We start from the raw sequence: 21108 nt of genomic DNA, 5'->3' as shown, positions 1-21108 counted from the left end.
CACGGCTTCCGAGCCTGCGCGTCTGCGGCTGCTCGCTGAAGCCGCCTTCGTGCCGTCAAAGGCCCCGGCGCGCCGAACGATGGCCTTTGCCGGCCCGACCACCGTCATGCAGGTCAAAAAGGTTGCCAATAGCCGCGCGGGCGATGCCGGATGGGAAGAGTTCTGACCCACGTTTACCTGCGGCAAAGCAGCAGTCTCGCATAAGAAAATAGGAATGATGGCTACGACCCGCTTGACTTTCGCAATGATATCGAACTCAACGCAGCACCTTCACCATTTTAAAGTAGACGATTCTAAAACAATTTGTGAGCGTTCACGGCTTTTTATTAGCCTATTGTCAATTTCAAACTGAATCGGGTAGCGAGGGGTCGCTGTGGACTTCAGATCTGATACAGAGGCCAGGCTTATCGCGCTGAATATCGATGCTCGTACGCTCGATGTCGTTCGTTCACTTGCGCCGGCCGTCAAACGAGGCGCGCTGGCAGCCCTAGCGGGCTACTACAGCCGCTGGCTAGTTCTGCCAAAATTTCGCGGCTATGCGAAGACCTATGGCGACTCAACGGCCGCCTGCCAGAGCGAGTTTCACGGCGCTCTCTTCGCCGACGCTTTTGATGAAGGGTATGAAGAGAGACTTCGCAATCTCTTGGAGCTCGAGAAGTCGGCTGGCTTTGGAGTCCGCATCCATCTTGCAGCTGCTACGATTGCGGCGCGCGTTGCCTTCGACGAAATTGGTCGTCGTTCTTGGTGGTCTGGACGCCGTGCCGCTCGCCAGTGTGAGGCTGTCATGCGCCTGATCGTAGTCGATGGACTCAATGCGCTCCAACTTGAACAGGAGCAAATGTCGCAGGCTCTGCGTGAGCGGCATGCGACGATCGAGAGCGCTATTGCCGGCTTCTCGGTTATCGCTGATGAAGTCGAAGGGATCATGGGCAGCGCGTCTATAGCACTTGGCGCAACCGCCGAGATCACCGAAGCTGCGGTGAAAACGGCTAGGTGTGACGTTTCATGCGCCACGGAGGCTGCACGACAAAGTGCTTCAAATATCCATCTGACCGCGACGGCCAGCCAACAAATCAAAGAATCTATTGAGAATATTGACCATTTCGCGCGTCAAAGTCTGACCGCTATCACTGATGCAGCTGGCACGGTAACAGCTTTAAAGGAGGAGATGACGCGCCTTGCTGCTGGCGTAGAGCAAATCAATGGTGTCGTTGCGACAATCGCTTCAATTGCCCAGCAGACAAATTTGTTGGCCTTGAACGCGACTATCGAAGCAGCGCGAGCCGGCGAAGCGGGGCGCGGATTTTCAGTTGTTGCAAACGAGGTCAAACTGCTTGCTGGCGAGACTAGCAACGCTACGCATGGAATCGCCTCTCAGATCGAAGGCATTCATCACTCCACTTATAACGCGATAAATCAGCTTGATACTGTTATCAATCTCGTTGCGCAAGTTTCCAATGCTGGTTCAGCGACATCCGCTGCCGTTGGGGAACAAGCAGCTGCTACCGCCCAAATTGCTGCCCAGACGGAACAGGCCGCGCGTGAAGTCGCAGTGGTTGATAAAGCCGCAAACCAAGTTCACGGTTCGATCACAAGTTTGGGTGAAGCTGCAGGTACAATGACATGTTGCGCTACCGATCTCGCCACTCAATCAAGCAAATTTCAAACGGCACTGGCGAGATTTGTCGAACGGCTACGGGCAGCTTGAAGGTCAGCAGTGATTTGAAAAGGCCAAGCCTTGAGTGACGCAGGTGTACCATCGGCAGTTAGCGCTCCGGATGCTGACCTGCCACTGAGATTTTCCTCCACGCGGAGTTAGAGTCCGGCCCTGACGAGGACGGACTGATGAAGCGAGCAAGGTTCACTGAGGAGGAGATCATTGCCGTGCTGAGGGAGCATGAGGCCGGGGCTAAGACCGCCGACCTCGCCCGCAAGCACGGCGTCTCGGAGGCGACCCTTTACAACTGGAAGGCCAAGTTCGGCGGCATGGATATCTCCGAGGCCAAGCGGCTGAAGGCGCTCGAGGACGAGAACGCCAAGCTGAAGAAGCTGCTGGCCGAGCAGATGCTGGATGCTGCCGCAATGCGTGAGCTTCTATCAAAAAAATGGTAGGGCCCGCCGTGCAACGCGACGCCGTCGCGCATCTGCAGGCCGTCATGGGCCTGTCGGAACGTCGGGCCTGCAGCATCGTCGGCGCGGATCGGAAGACGGTCCGATACCGCTCGCGTCGTCCGCCGGACACGGAGCTTCGTGCCCGGCTGCGCGATCTCGCCAACGAGCGGCGCCGCTTTGGCTATCGGCGGCTGTTCATCCTGCTCAGGCGCGAGGGCGAGCCGTCGGGCGTCAATCGCATCCACCGACTTTATCGCGAGGAAGGGCTCTCGGTGCGCCAGCGCCGCGCCCGCCGCAAGGCCGTGGGTGCGCGTGCGCCGATCCTGGTCGAGGCGAAGCCGAATGCGCGCTGGTCCACGGACTTCGTCCACGACCAGTTCGCGAACGGGCGCCGCTTCCGCATCCTCAACATCGTCGACGACGTGACGAAGCAATGCCTTGGTGCGATCCCGGACACTTCGATCTCGGGCCGACGCGTGGCGCGTGAGCTGACCGCGATCATCGAGCGGCATGGCAAGCCGGGCATGATCGTCAGCGATCACGGCACCGAATACACTTGCAACGCGATGCTGGCCTGGTGCCGGGACAACGAGGTCGACTGGCACTTCATCGCCCCAGGGAAGCCGATGCAAAACGGCTTCGTCGAGAGCTTCAACGGGCGCATGCGCGACGAGCTTCTCAACGAGACGCTATTCTTCGATCTCGACGACGCCCGCGACAGATCGCGGCTTGGGTACTCGACTTCAACACCGCGCGCCCTCATTCGGCGCTCGGATACCTCACGCCGGCGGCCTATGCCGCCAACTTCACCGCAACGGGCGATCGGCTGCGCAACCCCCACCAGCTTCGCCGATCGCGCGTTGCTCCCACTGCGCCACAAGGCGTAAAACCCACCGAGGCTCTAATCGCCGCTGGATGACATCTCAGTGGCAGGTCAATGACCGGCAACTCGGCGTAGGGTCGCAACCGAAAGCCAAACCGTTCTCAATCAATCTCGACCGAGCGCTCTGTCTTTTGTCTGTCGTATGAGGCTATTGCATCCGCCAACGCGGCAACCTCAGCGGCATTTCCGAGACACGAACAGATAGCTCATAAAGCCGCCCTAACGCAGCGGCTCGCTCCTCCTCTGTGGTCACGGCAAAAGTGTCCGTCGTCAGATGATTTGAGACTGTTTCGGCGTCTCAGGAACGGAGGTTCTGGCTCATCTGGGTTTGAGGTTATGCGGCCTGCAGCTGGTGCTGCAAGCGTCTGTGCTGGATTGTCTGGCGCTTGATCCTTTCGCGTTCGGTGAGGATGGCCTGCCCGCGGTTGAAGTAGACATCGGCGGGCGTCAGGTTGCCGAGGCTCTCGTGAGATCGGGCATGGTTGTAATGCTCGACGAAGGCCGCGACCTGCCGTTCAAGGTCACCGGGCAGATAGTAGTTTTCCAGCAGGATGCGGTTCTTCAGGGTCTGGTGCCAGCGCTCGATCTTGCCCTGTGTCTGAGGGTGATAGGGCGCGCCGCGAACGTGTTTCATGCCCTTGCCGTCGAGCCAGGTTGCGAGGTCGGCCGAGATGTAGGAACTGCCGTTGTCGCTCAACAGCCTGGATCGGTGAGCGACTGTGATCTGGTCGAGCCCCAATGCCGCCAGAGCCAGATCGAGCGTGGCGGTGACGTCGTCCGCGCGCATCGTGGCGCAGAGCTTCCAGGCGACGATGAAGCGGGAGAAGTCGTCGAGCACGGTCGAGAGATAATACCAGCCCCATCCGGTGATCTTCAGGTAGGTGAAGTCGGTCTGCCAGAGCTGGTTGGGTGCCGTCGTCTTGTCCTTGAACTCGGACGCCGCCTTGATGACGATGTAGGCTGGGCTGGTGATCAGATCATGTGCCTTCAGCAGCCGATACACCGATGCTTCCGAGACGAAGTAGCGCTTTTCGTCGGTGAAGCGCACCGCCAACTCGCGTGGGCTGAGCTCCGTATCGCGCAGCGCCAGCTCGATGATCTCGGCCCGGATTGGGTCGGGGATGCGGTTCCAGACACGATCCGGCCGTGAGCGATGATCGGCGAGCGCCTCAACCCCGCCGGTGAGATAGCGATCGTACCAGCGATAGAACGTGGCGCGCGGGATGCCGAGCTTGTCCAGGGTGCGCCGCGCCGGCAGATGCGAGGCTTCGACCAGCCGGATGATCTCGGCCTTCTCGGAGGCAGGATACCTCATGTGTCGTCCTCCCCATCCGCGAGCATGCTTTTTTTAAGCAGGCGGTTTTCCAGGGTGAGATCGGCCACGGCCTCCTTCAGGGCCTGCGCCTCGCGGCGCAGTTCCTTCACCTCGTCCGACGTCGCTGCGCGGGCCGTGTCACCGGCGAGACGGCGCTTGCCGGCGTCGAGGAACTCCTTCGACCAGCCGTAATACATCGACGAGGCGATCCCCTCGCGCCGGCACAGCTCGGCAATGCTCTCCTCGCCGCGCACGCCTTCCAGCACGATGCGGATCTTCTCTTCGGCCGAGAACTGCCGGCGCGTCGCTCGGCGGATATCCTTCACGACCTGCTCTGCCGGTGCTTTCTCCGGACCCGATTTCTGTCTCATCTGCGCTCCATAAGGGCTGCGATGATCCAGAATCCCCCCTTCCCGAAAACCCCTAAACTGTCTCAAGAGCGCTGAAGGCGGACAGTCAGCTACGGTCCCATCGGGCCGATCCGCGAGGCAATCGCCAGGCTAAAATCCGCCTCAGCTCCGTCCAACAAGCCGTAGCGGCACATGGCGATGCGCGTCATCGTGCAAGATGAATCGAATACGAGTGGACCGACGGAAGCGACCAATTTCCGCTTTACAGCACATCAGCAATGTCAGGAATTGGCGCGATCGCATCCGGCATCCGATGCTATGGTCAGGCAAGCCGCTGAGAGGACCTGCGGACAACCAGCTCGACGGGCAGAACTCGCTCCCTGTCGACCGGCTGATGTGCGATCATCGCTATTAGCGTCTGCGCGGCGAGGTTGCCGATGCGGCCCGTGGGGACGTGGACGGTCGTCAGCCCCGGCGAGACATGGGCCGACATGTCGAGATTGTCGATCCCGACCACGCTGAGGTGGTCGGGCACGGCCATGCCGCGCGCATGCGCCTCTTCCAGACAGCCGATGGCGAACACGTCGATGCCGCCGATCAGCGCGGTCGGCCGGTCGTCGCGGTCCAGCAGCATCGCGCATCCGGCTCGGCCGCCGGCGAGCGTCAGCGCCTGCTCGACGACGAGGGTGTCGGGCAGGGCCAGGCCTGCCTCGGCCAGGGCGGCCCGGGCGCCGGCGAGCCGCGCCCTCTGGCGATCGTTGAACTGGAGATGCCCGGCGATCATGCCGATGCGGCGATGTCCGAGCCGGATGAGATGCTCGGCCGCCAGGCGGCCGGCCAGGGCATTGTCGATGGTGATGGCGGTGAAATGGCCGTCGCCGCACCAGGTCAGCACCACCGGCAGGCCCGAGGTCTTCAGCAAGGCGGTGGTGTCCGGGGCCCGTTCCGCGCCGACCAGCATCAACCCGTCGACGCCGCGGCCGAGCAGCGCCCGGACGGCCTGCGTCTCGGCGGCGGGGCTGCCTTCATGCGAGGCAACCAGCAGCAGATACCCAGACTGCGCCAATGTCGCCTGCATGGCCTGCAGCGCACGCGCGAAGATGGCGCTGTCGAGTGTGGGGACGATGGCGCCGATGGTCAGGGAGCGTCCGGAGGCAAGCGCGCGCGCCGCCCCGTCGGGCAGGTAGCCAAGGCGCTGGGCGCTGGCCCGAACCCGGGCGAGCGTATCGGGGGAGAGGAGTTCGGGTTGGGCGATGGCCCGCGAGACCGTCGCCGCCGAGACGCCGGCGTCCCGGGCCACATCGCTCAGCTTGACGCGCGCTACGCTCACACCGCCCCTCATGAAAACTCTTTCATCCGATCTAGACGCATTTGGTCGCCTGCAGCAAGCATATCTGCCAGAAATGCAGATCCTGAAAGGCAATTGACATCAGTCCGAGGATCTGGAACGTTTACTGAAAGCGCTTTCATCAGAAGAGCGCATCGGGAAACGCCATGATCGGAAGACGCGGATGGGTCGGCCTGGGCTCGGTGGCGGTGGTGCTGCTGCTGTGGTTCGGCCTGACGACGGCAACGGGCTTCGTTTCGCCCGGCCGCTTTCCCTCGCCCGCCGATTTCTGGGTCTCGTTCAGCCAGATCGCCACGCGCGGCTATGCCGGCGGCGGGCTGGTGGCTCATGCGCTGCAGAGCGTGAAGCTGGTGGTGATGGGCTTTCTGGTCGCCATCGCGACCGGCGTGCCGCTGGGTCTCTGGATGGGCTGGGACCGCCGGGCCGAGGCGGCGATCAACCCGATGTTCCTGATCATCCGGCCGATCCCGCCTTTGGCCTGGATTCCGCTCGCGATCCTCTGGCTCGGCCTCGGCGACGGCGCCAAGATCATGGTGATCTGGTTTGCCGCCTTCGTGCCCTCGGTGATCAATTCCTTCGCCGGCGTGCGCAACATCGACCGGCCGATCATCGAGGCGGCGCAGATGCTGGGCACGCCGCGCGGGCGGATGATCACGGAGATCATCGCGCCGGCGGCCGCGCCGATGATCTTCACCGGCTTGCGCCTCTCGCTCCAGGCCTCCTGGACGACGCTGGTGGCAGCTGAACTGGTCGGCGCGCTCGCCGGCATCGGCTTCGTCCTCAACATGGCCCAGCAGGACATCTACCCCGGCATGATCCTGGTCGGAATGGTGACGGTCGGCGTGCTCGGCTGGGCAACGACCTATGCTTTGGGCCGGGTGGAGCGCCGCGCGCTCGCCTGGAACGTGGCAGGGAGGGATTGAGGCGATGCAGACGATCCCACTGCGCATGGGCGAGAAATGGGCCTGGGGCGCCTTGGGCCTGGTGGGCTTCATCGGGCTCTGGGCCGCTCTGTCGGCCTTCGGCATCGTGCCGCGCCAGTTCCTGCCCTCCCCTCTCGATGTGCTCAGCCGCTTCGTCCATCTGCTGACAAACCCGTTCGCGGGTGCGACGCTGCCGCAGCATCTGGCCTCGAGCTTCCAGCGCTACGCCTATGGCGTACTGCTCGCCGCCTTCATCGGCGTGCCGCTGGGCCTGCTGATGGGCTGGTTCCGGTGGCTCGACGATGTCGTCACCCCGCTCTTCGACGGCCTGCGCTTCATCGCGCCGATCGCCTGGGTGCCCTTCGCCGCTTTGTGGTTCGGCGTCGGCATCGGCGGGCCGATCCTGATCATCTTCGCCGGCGCCTTCCCGCCCTGCCTGATCAACGCCTATCGCGGAGCCCGCTTCGTCGAGCCGCGCCTGATCGAGGCCGCGCGCATGCTCGGCACCGGGCATCTGCGGATGATCCTGGAAATCCTGCTGCCGGCTGCGACGCCCTCGATCGTTTCGGGCTTGCGCGTTTCTGCCGGGCTCGGCTGGCAGTCGCTGGTCGGGGCGGAGCTGATCGTGGCAGCGGCCGGGGTCGGGTTCATGATGGTGCAGGCGCAGGCCAATGTGGCGACGCCGACCGTGATGGCCGGCATGGTCGCGATCGGCCTCGTCGGCATGGCCATCGACGTGATGCTGCGGCAGGGCGAAGCCTGGCTTCGCCGCCGCCGCGGCCTCCAAGCCTAAAGGAGACGAAGAAGATGGGTTCGATCCGTTTCGACAAGGTCGACAAGGTCTTCGGCCCGGTGTCCGGCGGCGTGAAGGCGCTCGACGACATCAATCTGGAGATCGCCGACAAGGAGTTCGTCGCGATCGTCGGCCCCTCTGGCTGCGGCAAGACGACCTGCCTGCGCATGGTCGCCGGCTTCGAGCCGCCCAGCGCGGGGGTCGTCAGCGTCAACGGCAAGGCGGTCACCGAGCCCGGCCCCGATCGTGCCGTGGTGTTCCAGCAATTCGCGCTGTTTCCGTGGAAGACGGTGCGCGAGAACATCGAGCTTGGCCTGCGCAACAAGAACCTGCCGAGGGCTGAGCGCGACGGGCTTGTCGCCGATGCGTTGAAGCTGATGAACCTCGAGAGCCATGCCAATGCCTTCCCGCATCAGCTTTCGGGCGGCATGCAGCAGCGGGTCGCGATCGCGCGGGCCTATGTGCTCGACCCCGAAGTGCTGTTGATGGACGAGCCTTTCGGGGCGCTCGACGCGCAGACCCGGGTCGTCATGCAGGAGGAACTGGTGCGGCTGGCGCGGGTCAATCCCCGCACCGTGCTGTTCATCACCCATGCGGTGGAGGAAGCGGTCTATCTCGCCGACCGCGTCGCGGTGATGACGCGCCGGCCCGGCCGCATCAAGGAGGTGCTCGACATCCGCTCGGTGCGGGAGGCCGAGAACTGGGACCGCCATGAGCGCATCGAGGATGTGATGGATCTCGAATCCTTCGTTCATCTGCGCACCCAGATCTGGAAGTCGCTGCGCGAGGAAAAAGGCGCCGATGGGGTCTGACCTCGCCACGCTGCCGCGCCTGATGCGCGACCTGACCGAGCCGGAGCCGATCCCGGAGGCGGGCATCGCGCGCGCCTGCGAATTGATGCGCTCGGGCCGGCTGTTCCGCTATGGCGAGATGGGCGCCGACCAGAACGACGTCGCTCTGCTGGAGCAGGAGTTCGCCGCCTTCGTCGGCCGGCGCTATTGCGTGGCGGTCAACTCCGGCGGCGCCGCTTTGTGCCTGGCGCTGAAGGTACTGGACCTGCAGCCAGGCGAGCCGGTGCTGGTCAACGGCTTCACGCTGGCGCCGGTGCCCGGTGCGATCCTGCATGCCGGCGGCCGGCCGGTGCTGGTCGAGATCGGCTCGGACTACGTCATCGATTGCGAGGATTTGCGGGCCAAGGCCCGCGCCTCGGGCGCCCGCATCCTGCTGCTGTCGCATATGCGCGGGCATATTGCCGATATGGATGCTGTGATGGCCGCCTGCGACGAACTCGGCCTCCTCCTGGTCGAGGATTGCGCCCATGCGCTCTGCGCCGCCTGGGACGGCCGCGCCATCGGCACCTTCGGGGCGGCGGCCGCCTTCAGCGCCCAGACCTACAAGCATCTCAATGCCGGCGAAGGCGGTTTCCTGGTGCTGGACGACGATGACCGCGCTGCCCGCGCCATCCTTCATTCGGGCAGCTACATGCTGCACGCCCAGCATCGCAGCGCGCCCCCTGCCGAGATCATCGCCGCCTGGGAGGAACGGACCCCCAATTTCAGCATGCGGATGACGGCGCTGGCGGCCGCACTGCTGCGGCCTCAGTTGCAGGACCTGCCGCGCCGCGCCGCACGCTGGAACGCCATCCATGATCGCCTCGGGGCCGCCATCGCGCGCTCGCAGAATGTCCGGTTGCCGCCGCGCTCGCCCAAGGAGCGCTACAGCGCGACCTCCGTCCAGTTCTCACTGATCGGCTTTGCGGACAGCGAGATCGCTGCGGTGCTCGACTGCTGCGCCGCACGCGGCCTGCCGATCAAATGGTTCGGCGCAGCCCGGCAACGCGGCTTCACCAGCGCGCCGCGCCACTGGCGCTACGCTGGCGAGCAGGGGCCGATGGCGCAGACCCACGCCATCCTGGCCGGGCTTTGCGACATTCGCACGCCGCTGTCGCTCACCGATGAGGATTGCGACCTCGCCGCCGAGATCCTGCGCGAGGCCATCGAGACCATCGTCTCCGCCCGGGCGGAGACAGGGGAAACCGGGCGGGCCGCTTCAGGCTGAGACCGGGCTAACGACAACAGGGAGAGACGAAGATGAAACGCATCGTTGCCGGATTGGGTATTGCCGCCGCGCTGGCCGTCGCCGCGCCTTCGCCGGGCCAGGCGCAGACCGCCATCGGCGTCAGCTACCAGCCCTCGCTCTACTGGGCCCTGCCGTTCCACTACGCCACCGTCAAGGGCTGGTGGAAGGAGGTCGGCCTGACGCCGAATTTCTCCACCTTCCCGGCAGGCGCGCCGCAGATCGCGGCATCGGCCGCCAAATCCTGGGATGTCGGCGGCACGGGCTCGGTCCCCGCTGTGCTCGGCGCGGTGCGCTTCAACATCCTGACCATCGGCATCACCAATGACGAGTCGAAGACCAATGCGATGATGGTCCGCGGCGACAAGTTCGACGCGATCAAGGCCGATCCGAAGCTGCTGAAGGGCCAGAAGCTTCTGCTGACCACCAACTCCACGGTGGATTTCGCGGCGCGCAAATGCCTGACGAAGTTCGGCCTGCAGCAGAACGACATGCAGTTCGTCAATCTCGGTCAGGCGCAGATCATCACCGCGATCACCTCCAACAATGGCGATGTCGCGGGCGTCTGGGCGCCCAACTCCTACACGCTGGAAGAGCGCGCCAACGCCAAATATCTATGCTCGGGCGCCGATGCGAACGCGATCGTGCCCGGTGCGCTGATCGTGCGCGGCGACTTCGCCAAGGAGCGGCCCGACGACGTGGCAAAGTTCCTCGCCGTGTTCCTGCGCGGCTGGTCCTGGGCCAAGGCCAACCCGGCCGAGGCACGCACGCTGGCGCTCGATTTCTACAAGCAGGGCGGGCTCGAGGTGACGCCCAAGGCGATGGACCAGGAATTCGCGCTGCGGCCGACCTTCGGCCTCGACGAGCAGCTCAAGCTGATGGCGCGGGCCTCGGGTCCCTCGACGGTGGATGGCTGGTTCTCCGAAATTGGCAAATTCATCACCGAGGTCGGCACCATCCCGTCGAACCCCGACGCCAAGAGCTACGTCACCGACGACTTCCTGAAGCGGGTCGCGGCTGATCCCAAGCTCAAGGCCTTCGCCACGGAATTCGACAAGAAATAAGCCAGCTCACCACCAATCGATGCGGTGACGTCTGCACGGCGTCACCGCGATCACCCCCTTGTGCCCAGAAGCGGACCAAAGCCATGGCCATCACCCATCTCAAGACCGCGGCCAAGACCCCGGAGACGGAAACCGACACCGCGCGCGCGGTCGTCACGCAGATGCTCGCCGCGATCGAGGCCGGGGGCGAGCAGGCGGTGAAGGACTATGCCCTCAAGCTCGACAAATGGGACGGACCGATCATCCTCGACCAGACTGCGATTGCCGAGCGCATCCGGGACGTGCCGCAGGGCGTCAGGGACGATATCAGCTTCGCCGCCGGGCAAGTGCGCCGCTTTGCCGAGGCGCAGCGCGCTTCCTGCCAGGATTTTTCGCTGGAGATCTCGCCGGGCCTGCGTCTCGGGCAGAAGCTCGTGCCGGTGAACACCGCCGGCTGCTATGTGCCGACCGGCCGCTACGCCCATATCGCCTCGGCCTATATGTCCGTCGCTACCGCCAAGGCCGCCGGCGTCAAGACCGTCGTTGCCTGCTCCGCCCCGTTCCGCGGGCAGGGCATCCACCCGCATGTGCTCTACGCGCTGACGGTGGCGGGCGCCGACATCGTCATGTGCCTGGGCGGCGTCCAGGCGGTCGCGGCGATGACCTATGGCCTGTTTACCGGCAAGCCGGCCGACATCATCGTCGGCCCCGGCAACAAATTCGTCGCCGAGGCCAAGCGCATGCTGTTCGGAAAGGTCGGGATCGACGTCTTCGCCGGCCCCTCCGAGGTCGCCGTGATCGCCGATGACAGCGCCGATCCGCTGATCGTTGCCACCGATCTCGTCGGCCAGGCAGAGCATGGCCATGAAAGCCCGGCCTGGCTGATCACCTCGTCGCGGCGCATCGCCGACGAAGTCGCGCGGCTGATGCCGGAGCTGATCGCAACCCTGCCGCCGACCGCGCGCGACGCCGCCGGCGCCGCCTGGCGCGATTATGGCGAGATCGTCCTTTGCGACACGCGCGAGGAGATGGTCGCGGTCTCGGACGCTTACGCCTGCGAGCATCTCGAGGTGCATTGCGCCGATCTCGACTGGTGGCACGCCCATCTCAGCAATTACGGCTCGCTCTTCCTCGGCGAGGAGACCAATGTCGCCTTCGGCGACAAGGTCTCGGGCCCCAATCACATCCTCCCGACCAAATTCGCCGCCCGCTATTCGGCCGGGTTGTCCGTCCATAAATTCCTGAAGCCCCTGACATGGCAGCGGATGGACCGCGCGGCCTGCCAGCGCATCGCGCCGGTCTCGGCCCGGATCTCGCGGCTGGAGGGGATGGAGGCGCATGCCCGCACCAGCGACGCGCGCATGGCCAAATATGCGCCGGGCTCCAATGTCGATCTCGGTACGCCGGTCGAGGTCTGAGCGATGTTCAGGCTGACCTCGCTCTTCGATCTCACCGGCAGGACCGCGCTGGTCACCGGCGGCAACAGCGGCATCGGGCTCGCCATGGCCCGCGCGCTGGGCATGGCGGGAGCGCATCTCGTCCTCGTCGCGAGGCGCGAGGCTGCCCTTGCCGAGGCGGCCGAGGAGTTGCGGGCGGAGGGCGTCGAGACCGACATCGTGGTCGCCGACCTGGCCTCGCCAGAGGCCGGGACCACCGTAGACGACGCCTGCGAGCGGCTGGGGCGGTCCGTCGATATCCTCGTCAATGGCGCCGGCCTCAATCTGCGCCAGCCCTTCATGCAGGTGTCGGCCGAGGGCTTCGATCTGCATATGGCCGTGCATCTGCGCGCACCCTTCCTGCTGACCCAGGCCTTCGCGCCGGGAATGGCGCAGCGCGGCTATGGCCGCATAGTCAACATCGCCTCGCTGCAGAGCTACCGCGCCTTCCCCGATAGCGCGCCCTATGGCGCGGCCAAGGGTGGGGTCGTGCAGCTTACGCGGGCCATCGCGGAGGAATGGTCGCGCCATGGCGTGACCTGCAATGCGATCGCGCCGGGCTTCTTCCCAACGCCGCTGACGGCTTCCGTTTTCGCCGATCCCGCCCGCGCCGCCAAGAATGCGGCACAGACCGCCATCGGCCGCAACGGCGAACTCGACGATCTGGCCGGCGCGACGGTGTTCCTGGCCGCGCCCGCCTCGGCCTATGTCACCGGTCAGACCCTGGCTGTCGATGGTGGCTTCACCGCGAAATGAGGATGCGCATCCGATGAAGGCCCTGGTCTACACCGGCCCGAACAGCCTCGTCTTCCGCGACGAGCCCGACCCGGTGCCTGAAGTCGACGAGGTTCTGGTCCGGGTCGAGGCGGTCGGCATCTGCGGCTCCGACATGCACGCCTATCACGGCTTCGACGCCCGCCGTCCGCCGCCGCTGATCCTCGGCCATGAGGCGGCGGGGCGCATCGCGACGGGGCCGCGCGCAGGCGAACGGGTGACGATCAACCCGCTCGTGGTCGACCCGGCCTGCCCCTATGCGATCGAGGGGCGCTGGCATCTCTCGCCGACGCGGCAGATCATCTCGATGCCGCCACGGCCCGGCGCCTTCGCCGAGCTGGTGCGGATTCCCCAGCGCAACCTGACGCCGATTCCCGACGCCATGCCGATCGCCCATGCGGCGCTCGCCGAGCCCGTCGCGGTCTCCTGGCATGCGGTGCGGGCCGGCATGCAGCGCCTGCACCAGCCGCTTGCGGCCTGTCGGGTCGTGGTTCTCGGCGGCGGTGCGATCGGGCTGGCCGCCGGGCTGGTCGCGCGGCTGTTCGGCGCCCGCGACCTTGTCATTGGCGAGACCAACCCGAATCGCCGCGCGACTGTGGAAGCAGAAGGGATCGGGGTCTACCGGCCCGGCGAAGACGAGCCGGAAGACAACAGTGGTGATCTCGTCATCGACGCGGTCGGCGCCGATGCGACCCGCGCGGCCGCCTGCCGCATAGCGCGCCCCGGCGGTGTCATCATCCATGTCGGCCTGCTGCCCGGGCAGGGCGGGCTCAACGTTCGCAAACTCACGCTACAGGAGATCACGTTCGCCGGTGTTTATTGCTATACGCCCACTGACTTCGCCCAAGCCGTTGAAGCACTCGCCATGGGTCGTCTCGGCAATCTCGGCTGGATCGAGCAACGATCTCTCAACGAGGGCGACCACGCTTTTGCCGACATCGATAGTGGTCGTGTCAATTCAGCAAAAATCGTTCTCAGGACTTAGCTGGATCCGCAACTTTATATGTCCGGTGTGGTATGGCGGACAGGGCGCTCAGCGTCTGCTGCCGAGCATCGAGCCAACGTCGGCTTGTGGCGCATCTCGTTGAAACTGCCGGTGGCGCCGCTGGATTGCGATCAGGCTCTCCCGGTGTGGCTCGCTCTCAACCAGCCCAGATTTGACCCGGTCTCGCCGCCAGGAATCGCTTCGAAGGGATGTCCCGGCTCGCAAGTGCTTGACCAAGATCGAGAGCCGGCTGGTGGGCCCCCTCGTCGGTCAGTTGGAACGTGCCCCAGTGGAATCCGAGAGCCTGCCTCGCGCGAAGCAATTTGAAGGCCCGCGCCGCATCGTCCGGGTTCATGTGCTGGTCCACCATGAACCAGCGCGGCTCATAGGCCCCGATCGGCAGAAGCGCGAGATCGATACGCCGATGCCGCGCAGCGATGCCGCTGAAGATCTGTCCGTCGCCAAAGCCGGTATCGCCTGCGAAGTAGACGGTCCGGCCACGAGCCTCGAGCACGAAACCTGCCCAAAGGGCATGGTTTCGATCGTTGAGACTTCGCGCCGACCAGTGCTGGGCGGAAACCGCGTTGACCGATGCGCCTGGAGCCAGCAAGGCGCGCTGGCCCCAGTCCAGCGTTGTCACCGCGATCGCCGGATCACGCGCCTTGATGATCGCGTCGTTACCCAGGGGAGCAACGATATGGGGCCGGTCCCGACGCCAAAGACGCTCGATCGTCGTCAGGTCGAGGTGGTCGTAATGGTTATGCGAGATCAGCACCGCATCGATCCGGGGAAGATCTTCGAAGGCTATGCCTGGTGGATTGTGGCGGCGCGGGCCGACGTCGGGAAAGGGGCTCGCGCGCTCCGACCAGATCGGTGTGGATCTGCACCGAAGGGTCACCCACCGGAATTAGCTCCAAACCATTCAAATAGAAGCATTATCTCTATTGAGAGATGGGACACTATCGGCGCCGAACGTGACACCTCTGACGGGCAATAAGCCATTTGAGTCAACGGGTTAAAGGGAGAATTCGAGGGGTCAATCTTCGGCGCTTATTCACACTCGAGCGCGCAGTGTGTTCTCCGAACCGCGCCTTCATTCCGGACAAGCTGCAGAGCAGCGCAAGCCCCGGGATGAAGGCGTGATTCAGCATAGCTTCAGCATGAACTCGCCCAAGCCCGCGCCTATTCCGACGCCGTGATTTCTCGCAGGACCCGGAAGCCTGCAATCTGATCGCGGATCTCGGGCTGGCTGACGATGCGTGCATCGAGCAGGCGCATGGAAGGCGGATCGGAGAAAGACCCGCCCCGCAAGATCCGCGGCGCCTCTGGTGGACAGTTCGGGGGCGGAAATACCGTGTCCGTAGGGGATGGCGGACAGGTATCGACCCACTCCCAGACATTGCCGCTGATATCGGTGAGGCCCCAGTCAATGGCAGCAAAGCGGCCGACCGGCGCGGTGTGGACATAACCGTCGCGACAGGGCGCCGCCGCCCAGCCGGGATTGGCTTCGCGCGCTGTTTCGTCGGCGCCGTTGCCGATGCCGCACAATGACTCAGGCTGTGCGGCGCCTGCCGCCTGTCTCAGGGCAACGTAGTGCCACTCGGCATCGGTCGGCAGACGGTAGCGCTGGCCGCTGCGAGCCGAGAGCCAGGCGAGATAAGCTCTGGCATCTTCGGCACTGATGCAGACGGCCGGATGGTCCTGCGTCTGCGCGAAGCCAGGATTCTCCCACGACAGTGACGGGTTAAGCTGCCAGTCGGGCGTACGCGCGTGGCAGCCCCGGACCGGGACATAACCGCTGCTCGAGATGAAGGCGGCAAACTGCGCGCGCGTCACTTCATGACGGCCGACCGCGAAGGCGCCGGGCACCGGCACGGAGAAGGTGCGAAGAGCCGGCCCGATCGCCAATGTCATCTGCACCTGTCCGGCTGGCGCGACGACGAGTTCGGGACAATTGGTACAATCGCGAAACACCTCCGCCGCGCCGGCCTTGAGCCAGCGTCGCTCGCCTGCGACGACCAGTGAGACATAGCCCAGTTCCTGGAGCCGCGAAGCGACGCTTTTGGGGTCGGCGCCGGAAGCCTGGAGCGCAAGCAGACTCTCCCTGTCGCCTGCCGCCGCGATCCGAGCCTGGAAATCCGTCACAGGCGCCACTGGCGCCGGAACTGGCGCTTCTGGCTGTATCGGAGCTGCAGGCGGAGCGATGACTGCGACTGCGGCAGTTGGCGCAGGCGCGACGACAGGCGTCGACATCGCCGAGCTCGGTTGCGCAGCAACCGGCGGCGGCGGAGCAACAGGCTGCTCGGGCGCCGGAGTGGCTGCTGCGATCTTCGCTTCGTACACGGGCTCGCCAGAATTGCGAGGCAGTAACACCCACGAGCCTATGCCGGCAGCGGCCAGCAGCAGGACAGCCGCCGCAATCTGCGGAAGATGGATCTGTCCCGGCGGCTTGAGAGTTTCGCCCGCGTTGGACGCGAGCTGCGCTGGCGCGGTTTTGGACGCGGCGCGCTCTGTCCTGGCGGCTCCGCCAGCCTTCTCGGGCGCGGCTGCCGGTTTTAGCACAGGGGCAGCGGCGGGGTCTGTCGCGGCAGCGCGCAGCTTGGCAAGCCAGGCCTTGGGGTCTTGGGGCTTTGGTGGCCCGCCAAGTCCGAGCGCATCATCTATGGCGACGAGCAGCGCAGGCGGGTAATCGTCGGCGGCGATATGGCTGGCAGCGTGGCGGGGATCGGGCAGGAAGCCCTCCTGCGGCTGCGGAGGCGGGCGACCCGTTACGACGACGTAGATTGCCGCGGCGAGCGCCATGACATCGGTTTGTTCCGTCGCGCCGGCTGCCGGCGGTATCAGGAAACCTGCGAGATGGGCATCATCTGGGGTGTCGAGCCTGATCGTCGCCTGCGAGATCGCGCCATGGCAGACCCCGGCTTGATGGGCCGCCTGCAGACGCTCGACCAGCCGCTGGATGATCCTGGCCAATTCGTCAGGCGTCGCCCGCCGGAGCAGGTCGGTGCCCCAGTTGTCGAGTGTGGGTGTCTCGTCGACGGGCGTAACCGCGTAAAGCGTCTGGTTGGCCTCGATGCGCCCGAAGGCCCGCACCAGCCCTTGGGCGGCAAGGTTCTCTAGAGCAGCCAGCCGCTCCGCAAACGCGCTCTGCGTCTTCTTCAAGGTCGCGTCCTGCTCCGGGCCGGGCAGGCACTGCCCCCCCTCGCCGCGCAGCGAGCCTGCGGGCCAGCACTCGACGATTTCGACCGGCGTCGCGTCGGCCAGGCTGCGCCCCTCATAAATCAGGGCAGAGGGGGCCTGGCCCCCGCCGCCGCTAATCTCGGCCGCGTCGGCGAGGCGCGAACCCGGGGCAAGCGCATGCGCTGATGGCAGGAGGTCGTCCATCATCATGCGCAGGGCGCCGCCTTGAACTCGACGCGCCGATCGACATCGGTGCTGGCGTCGTCGCGCGGCAGGCCGACGAGCGTTTCGCGGAAACCAACGCCCGAAGCGCGTAGCCTCGGCGAGATCTCTGCGCGTTGCTGGCCCAGAAGGCCCACGATCCGCCGGGCACGCTCCAGAGAGAGCCGATCGTTGGCAGCCGCCGAGCCGGTGCGGCTGGCATGGCCCACGACCTGCAAACACACCTTGCTCTGCCCGATCCGGGCGGCGATTTCCTGTACCCATTTGCCATAGTCGGCAGAAACGCGCTGATCCGCATTGAAGCTGGTCGAGTTCGGCTGGAACAGGAACATCACGCCGAGCCGTCCGAGCGCCAAGCCGCGATCGATGAGCTCACCGAAGGCGGCATCGGCCTTCTGCTTGTCGCCAAGCGCGGCATAACTCAGATAGAGACCGTTCAGCGCACGCAGCTGATCGCCCCCCAGCTCCCTTTGCGCGGCCGTATAAAGCTCGACCGCGCGGCCGGGCTGGCCCGTCTCATAGGCCTGTCCGGCTTCGCTGATACGCGCGGCCGCCTGGAGTTGGTTGAGATAAGCAGGCGCGACTGGCGAGCCCGGCTGCGAGCGTTGGCAGGCGTCGATATAGGCCTGCGTCGCGGCATCGATGCCCCATACCGGCCGGTTGATGAAGGAGGCGGCCGGCGTGACATCGACATCCGACAGGACGGCTCGCGCCGCCGACCGCGCCACGACGGTCTTGGACTGCTGGTCGACGACCGCAAAGCAAATCCAATAAGCGTCCCGCGGGCCGGTCGCCTGGCCGGCATTGTTGATGGTGTTGAAGGTGCCGATGAAGATGAAGCGCGCCTTGGCGAGATTCTCCACAGACATCGGCAGGATCGTCACCCGCTTGTAGCGCTCTGCCACCAGGGCCGCGATACGCTTGTCGAAGCTGCGGGTCGCGGCGGTCTGGAGGCCGCTGACCCCATCGATCAGGGGATCGATGACCACCGTCGCCTCGCCGCCGACCTTGTCGAGCTGGTCAAAAAGGACGGTCGCAGCGCGCTGGAATGCTGCTTCGACTGAAACCAGCGCCGGTGCCACGGGACGGGCCTGCGCCAGAGCCGGTGTGCCCGACAAGGCAAGCTGCATGGCAAGCATGACGGCAACCAGCGGGCGCAGCAAGGCGGAGCCTTTCGATTGACCTCGATCGCGTTCGCCATCGAAACCGCAGAATGTGAGAGTGAGCATAGCGTTCTCTTTCTCTAGAGCAAATGCAAAGGGGCGGATCAGGCCGAAGCCTGGGCCGGGCGGGAGGTCTCCACAGCAGCGACGCGGTTGCCGCGCATGCGCGCGATGACGTCGTCACGTTCGCCGAAGGCAAGCGCCCCGCCGAACGACATCACGAGCAGCCGATCAACATGGGCCAGAATCTGGGGGCGATGAGTCACGAGAACGACAGTGCGGCCGGCCGTCTTCATCGCAGACAGTGCTTGTGCCAGAGCGCGCTCGCCCTCCTCATCGAGATTGGAGTTGGGCTCGTCAAGGACAACCAAGCGCGGATCGCCATAGAGAGCCCGCGCCAGACCGACGCGCTGGCGCATGCCGCCCGACAGCGACAGGCCACCTTCGCCGATCGGTGTGTCGTAGCCCTTGGGCAGGCGCAGGATGACGTCATGGGCGCCGGCAGCCCTCGCAGCGGCGACGACGGCCTTGCTGTCGATCTCGCCGAGCCTGGCGATATTGTCGGCCACCGTGCCGGCGAAGAGATCGACATCCTGCGGCAGGTAGCCAACGCTTTTGCCGAGCTTGTTACGGTCCCATTGCTCGAGCGCTGCGCCATCGACGCGGATTTCGCCGCTGCGCAGATCCCAGACGCCCGCCAAAGCCCGCGCCAGGCTCGACTTGCCGCTGCCCGACGCCCCCACGATCGCCAGGCTCTCGCCGGCCTGCAGCGAGAAGCTGACATTGCGCACCGAGGGACGGTTGGCCGAAGGGGGAATGACGACGACATTCTCGATTTCGATATGGCCCACCGGGACAGGCAGATTGACGGTCTCGGTCGCGGCAGGCAGGCCGGCAAACAATTCGGTCAGCCGCTGATGGGCACCGCGGCAGGCGACGATGCGCTTCCACTGGCCGACGATCTGCTCGACGGGGGCGAGCGCCCTCCCGATGATGATCGAGGCGGCCATCATTGCGCCGGGCGAGATCTGCTTCTCGATGGCCAGAAGCGCCCCCACGGCCAGCACGGCGGTTTGCACGGTGATGCGGGCAAATTTCGAGAACGCCACCAGCATGGCGGTGCGCTCCGCCGAGGAGGCGTTGGCGGAAACGGCGGCGCTTTGCTGGCCGCACCAGCGTTCCAGCACCGTATCGCCCATGCCAAGCCCGCGCACGACCTCACCGTTGCGCAGCGCCGCGGCGGCGAAGGTGGCCGCATCGTTTGACAGCCTCGAGCTGGCATCAACGCCTTGTTTCGTCATGATTTCCGTGAGCAGGGCCAGGCCGAACAGGATGCCGGCGCCGATCAGCGCGATCAGCCCGAGCACCGGGTGCATCAGGAAGCACAGGAGGACGAACACGGGCGTCCAGGGCAGATCGCACAGCACAGCCACGGTACCGCTGGCGAGCGACTCCCGTATGACCTCGGCATCGCGGATGACCTGCTGGCCCTGCCGGCGCTCGGGGTCCAGCTCCGCCTGCATCATCGTCTCGAACAGGGGCCGGCGCAGCATCTTCTCGAAGGCGACGCTGGCGCGCACCAGCACCCCGGCGCGGGCATATTCCAGAACCCCGTAAAGCATCAGGAAAATCAGAACGATCAAAGTCAAGAATAGAAGCGTCACCTCGTTGCGGCTCGACAACACCCGATCGTAAATCTGCATCGAATATATAGGGGTCGCCAGCATCGTCGCATTGATGAACATGCTGATGACGCCCGTGGCGACAAGGCCGGGCACGGCGGCGCGAACGGCGCAGCGCAGCGGAGTGGTCGCGGTCTTGGCCATGGGTGTCTTTCCCTTCGAGCATATGGACGGTTGCGGTCGCGGCCTGGAACGGCACCGCCGTCCGAACGAGGCCAAAAGACCAGAAGCGGTGTCTTCAGGCTGTTCCCCACGGAACAGCGCGACGACGGCTCCCCGGATCATGGTGTCGATGTCGGGCCGGACAGCGAAAGCGGTGGCTCGGCGATCCCGCTAACCAGCCGCCATCGCCGATGGCCGCTTTTGATCAAACGGAGCCAGTCATGTTCAATCCTTTCGAAGCAGTCGGTAACTTCGTCAACGATGTGGCCGAAGGCGCCCAGGATGTCGGTGAGGCGATCGTCGATACCGCTCAGGATGTCGTCGAGGCCGTCACCAACACGGCCGAGGACGTTGCGGAAGGCGCAGGTAACGCCGCTGAGGCCGTCGGCAACGGCCTGCGCGACTTCTCCAACGATCCCGGCGGCGCGATCCGCGAAGGCTTTCAGAATCTCGGCAACGCCGTGGAAGCTGGCATCAATGCGGTCGGCAACGGAGCGGGAATAGTCGCAGACGGCATCAAGACCGGCATCGTCACGGGTGGCAGGCTTGTGTCCGACGGTGTGAACGCCATCGGCGAGGGCGCACGCCAGGGCGGCGAGTTCCTCAGCGACCGCGCCAAGGAAGGCGCCGAGCTGGTCGAGACCGGCATCAAGGCCGGCGC

Annotated in this window: 16 protein-coding genes and 1 pseudogene; 11 read left to right on the top strand and 6 right to left on the bottom strand. The window is 65.2% G+C overall.

Going from position 1 to position 21108, the window contains the following annotated elements; genetic code table 11:
• Nucleotides 1-373: 373 nt before the first annotated feature.
• Nucleotides 374-1708, top strand: coding sequence for a methyl-accepting chemotaxis protein (locus tag IP69_RS22090; protein WP_082359014.1), 1335 nt, complete (start codon nucleotides 374-376; stop codon nucleotides 1706-1708).
• 137 nt (nucleotides 1709-1845) lie between these two features.
• A pseudogene (locus tag IP69_RS06150) lies at nucleotides 1846-3031 on the top strand (IS3 family transposase).
• Nucleotides 3032-3329: 298 nt separating this feature from the next.
• Here IP69_RS06150 and IP69_RS06145 read toward each other — a convergent pair.
• Together IP69_RS06145 and IP69_RS06135 are read right to left on the bottom strand one after the other, a co-directional pair.
• Nucleotides 3330-4681 (bottom strand): IS3-like element ISMex37 family transposase gene (locus tag IP69_RS06145; RefSeq protein ID WP_156323315.1). Its coding sequence is split into 2 segments (ribosomal slippage): nucleotides 3330-4345 and nucleotides 4345-4681, totalling 1353 coding nucleotides; the frame shifts between segments, so codons are not numbered across the junction.
• A 301-nt stretch (nucleotides 4682-4982) separates the two neighbouring features.
• A complete protein-coding gene (locus IP69_RS06135) occupies nucleotides 4983-5990 on the bottom strand; it encodes a substrate-binding domain-containing protein (RefSeq protein ID WP_197279699.1) in 1008 nt (335 codons plus the stop codon).
• Between the two features lie 164 nt (nucleotides 5991-6154).
• Here IP69_RS06135 and IP69_RS06130 point away from each other — a divergent pair, with 164 nt between their 5' ends.
• The 8 genes from IP69_RS06130 (at nucleotide 6155) to IP69_RS06095 (ending at nucleotide 14038) form a co-directional block, all read left to right on the top strand.
• The gene (locus IP69_RS06130) at nucleotides 6155-6931 is read left to right on the top strand and encodes an ABC transporter permease (RefSeq protein WP_054141944.1); all 777 of its coding nucleotides are present in this window, start codon (nucleotides 6155-6157) and stop codon (nucleotides 6929-6931) included.
• Nucleotides 6932-6935: 4 nt separating this feature from the next.
• Nucleotides 6936-7724, top strand: a complete 789-nt coding sequence (locus tag IP69_RS06125; protein WP_054141943.1) for an ABC transporter permease — start codon at nucleotides 6936-6938, stop codon at nucleotides 7722-7724.
• A gap of 14 nt (nucleotides 7725-7738) precedes the next feature.
• A complete protein-coding gene (locus IP69_RS06120) occupies nucleotides 7739-8536 on the top strand; it encodes an ABC transporter ATP-binding protein (protein WP_054141942.1) in 798 nt (265 codons plus the stop codon).
• Nucleotides 8526-9782, top strand: a complete 1257-nt coding sequence (locus IP69_RS06115) for a DegT/DnrJ/EryC1/StrS aminotransferase family protein (RefSeq protein WP_248306734.1) — start codon at nucleotides 8526-8528, stop codon at nucleotides 9780-9782. The genes IP69_RS06120 and IP69_RS06115 overlap by 11 nt, the downstream gene beginning before the upstream one ends.
• 32 nt (nucleotides 9783-9814) lie before the next feature.
• A complete protein-coding gene (locus tag IP69_RS06110) occupies nucleotides 9815-10864 on the top strand; it encodes an ABC transporter substrate-binding protein (protein ID WP_054141941.1) in 1050 nt (349 codons plus the stop codon).
• Between the two features lie 83 nt (nucleotides 10865-10947).
• Entirely contained in the window at nucleotides 10948-12261 is a 1314-nt protein-coding gene (gene hisD / locus IP69_RS06105; protein ID WP_054141940.1) for a histidinol dehydrogenase, read from the top strand.
• Nucleotides 12262-12264: 3 nt separating this feature from the next.
• Nucleotides 12265-13035: an SDR family oxidoreductase gene (locus tag IP69_RS06100; RefSeq protein ID WP_054141939.1), complete on the top strand. Its 771-nt coding sequence runs from the start codon at nucleotides 12265-12267 to the stop codon at nucleotides 13033-13035.
• Between the two features lie 13 nt (nucleotides 13036-13048).
• Complete coding sequence (locus IP69_RS06095) at nucleotides 13049-14038, top strand: alcohol dehydrogenase catalytic domain-containing protein (RefSeq protein WP_054141938.1); 990 nt, start codon at nucleotides 13049-13051, stop codon at nucleotides 14036-14038.
• Between the two features lie 157 nt (nucleotides 14039-14195).
• On the opposite strand, the gene IP69_RS06090 is transcribed toward IP69_RS06095, so the two are convergent.
• The 4 genes from IP69_RS06090 to IP69_RS06075 form a co-directional block, all read right to left on the bottom strand.
• Nucleotides 14196-14936 (bottom strand): MBL fold metallo-hydrolase, encoded by a 741-nt coding sequence (locus IP69_RS06090; RefSeq protein ID WP_082359013.1) that lies wholly within the window; start codon nucleotides 14934-14936, stop codon nucleotides 14196-14198.
• Between the two features lie 284 nt (nucleotides 14937-15220).
• Entirely contained in the window at nucleotides 15221-17428 is a 2208-nt protein-coding gene (locus IP69_RS06085; protein ID WP_054141936.1) for an SUMF1/EgtB/PvdO family nonheme iron enzyme, read from the bottom strand.
• Nucleotides 17425-18669 carry an OmpA family protein gene (locus IP69_RS06080; protein WP_054141935.1) on the bottom strand — a complete coding sequence of 415 codons (1245 nt, stop codon included), beginning with the start codon at nucleotides 18667-18669 and terminating at the stop codon, nucleotides 17425-17427. The genes IP69_RS06085 and IP69_RS06080 overlap by 4 nt, the downstream gene beginning before the upstream one ends.
• Nucleotides 18670-18707: 38 nt before the next feature.
• Nucleotides 18708-20429 carry a type I secretion system permease/ATPase gene (locus IP69_RS06075; RefSeq protein ID WP_054141934.1) on the bottom strand — a complete coding sequence of 574 codons (1722 nt, stop codon included), beginning with the start codon at nucleotides 20427-20429 and terminating at the stop codon, nucleotides 18708-18710.
• A gap of 209 nt (nucleotides 20430-20638) precedes the next feature.
• Between IP69_RS06075 and IP69_RS06070 the strand changes: the two genes are divergently transcribed.
• Nucleotides 20639-21108, top strand: a 470-nt coding sequence (locus IP69_RS06070; RefSeq protein ID WP_156323314.1) for a hypothetical protein, incomplete at its 3' end; no start/stop codon positions are given.

Source organism: Allobosea sp. AAP35, assembly GCF_001295925.1.
GTDB lineage: Bacteria > Pseudomonadota > Alphaproteobacteria > Rhizobiales > Beijerinckiaceae > Allobosea.
The sequence above is the reverse complement of the archived record's forward strand: the minus strand, read 5'-3'. Positions and strand labels throughout refer to the sequence as shown.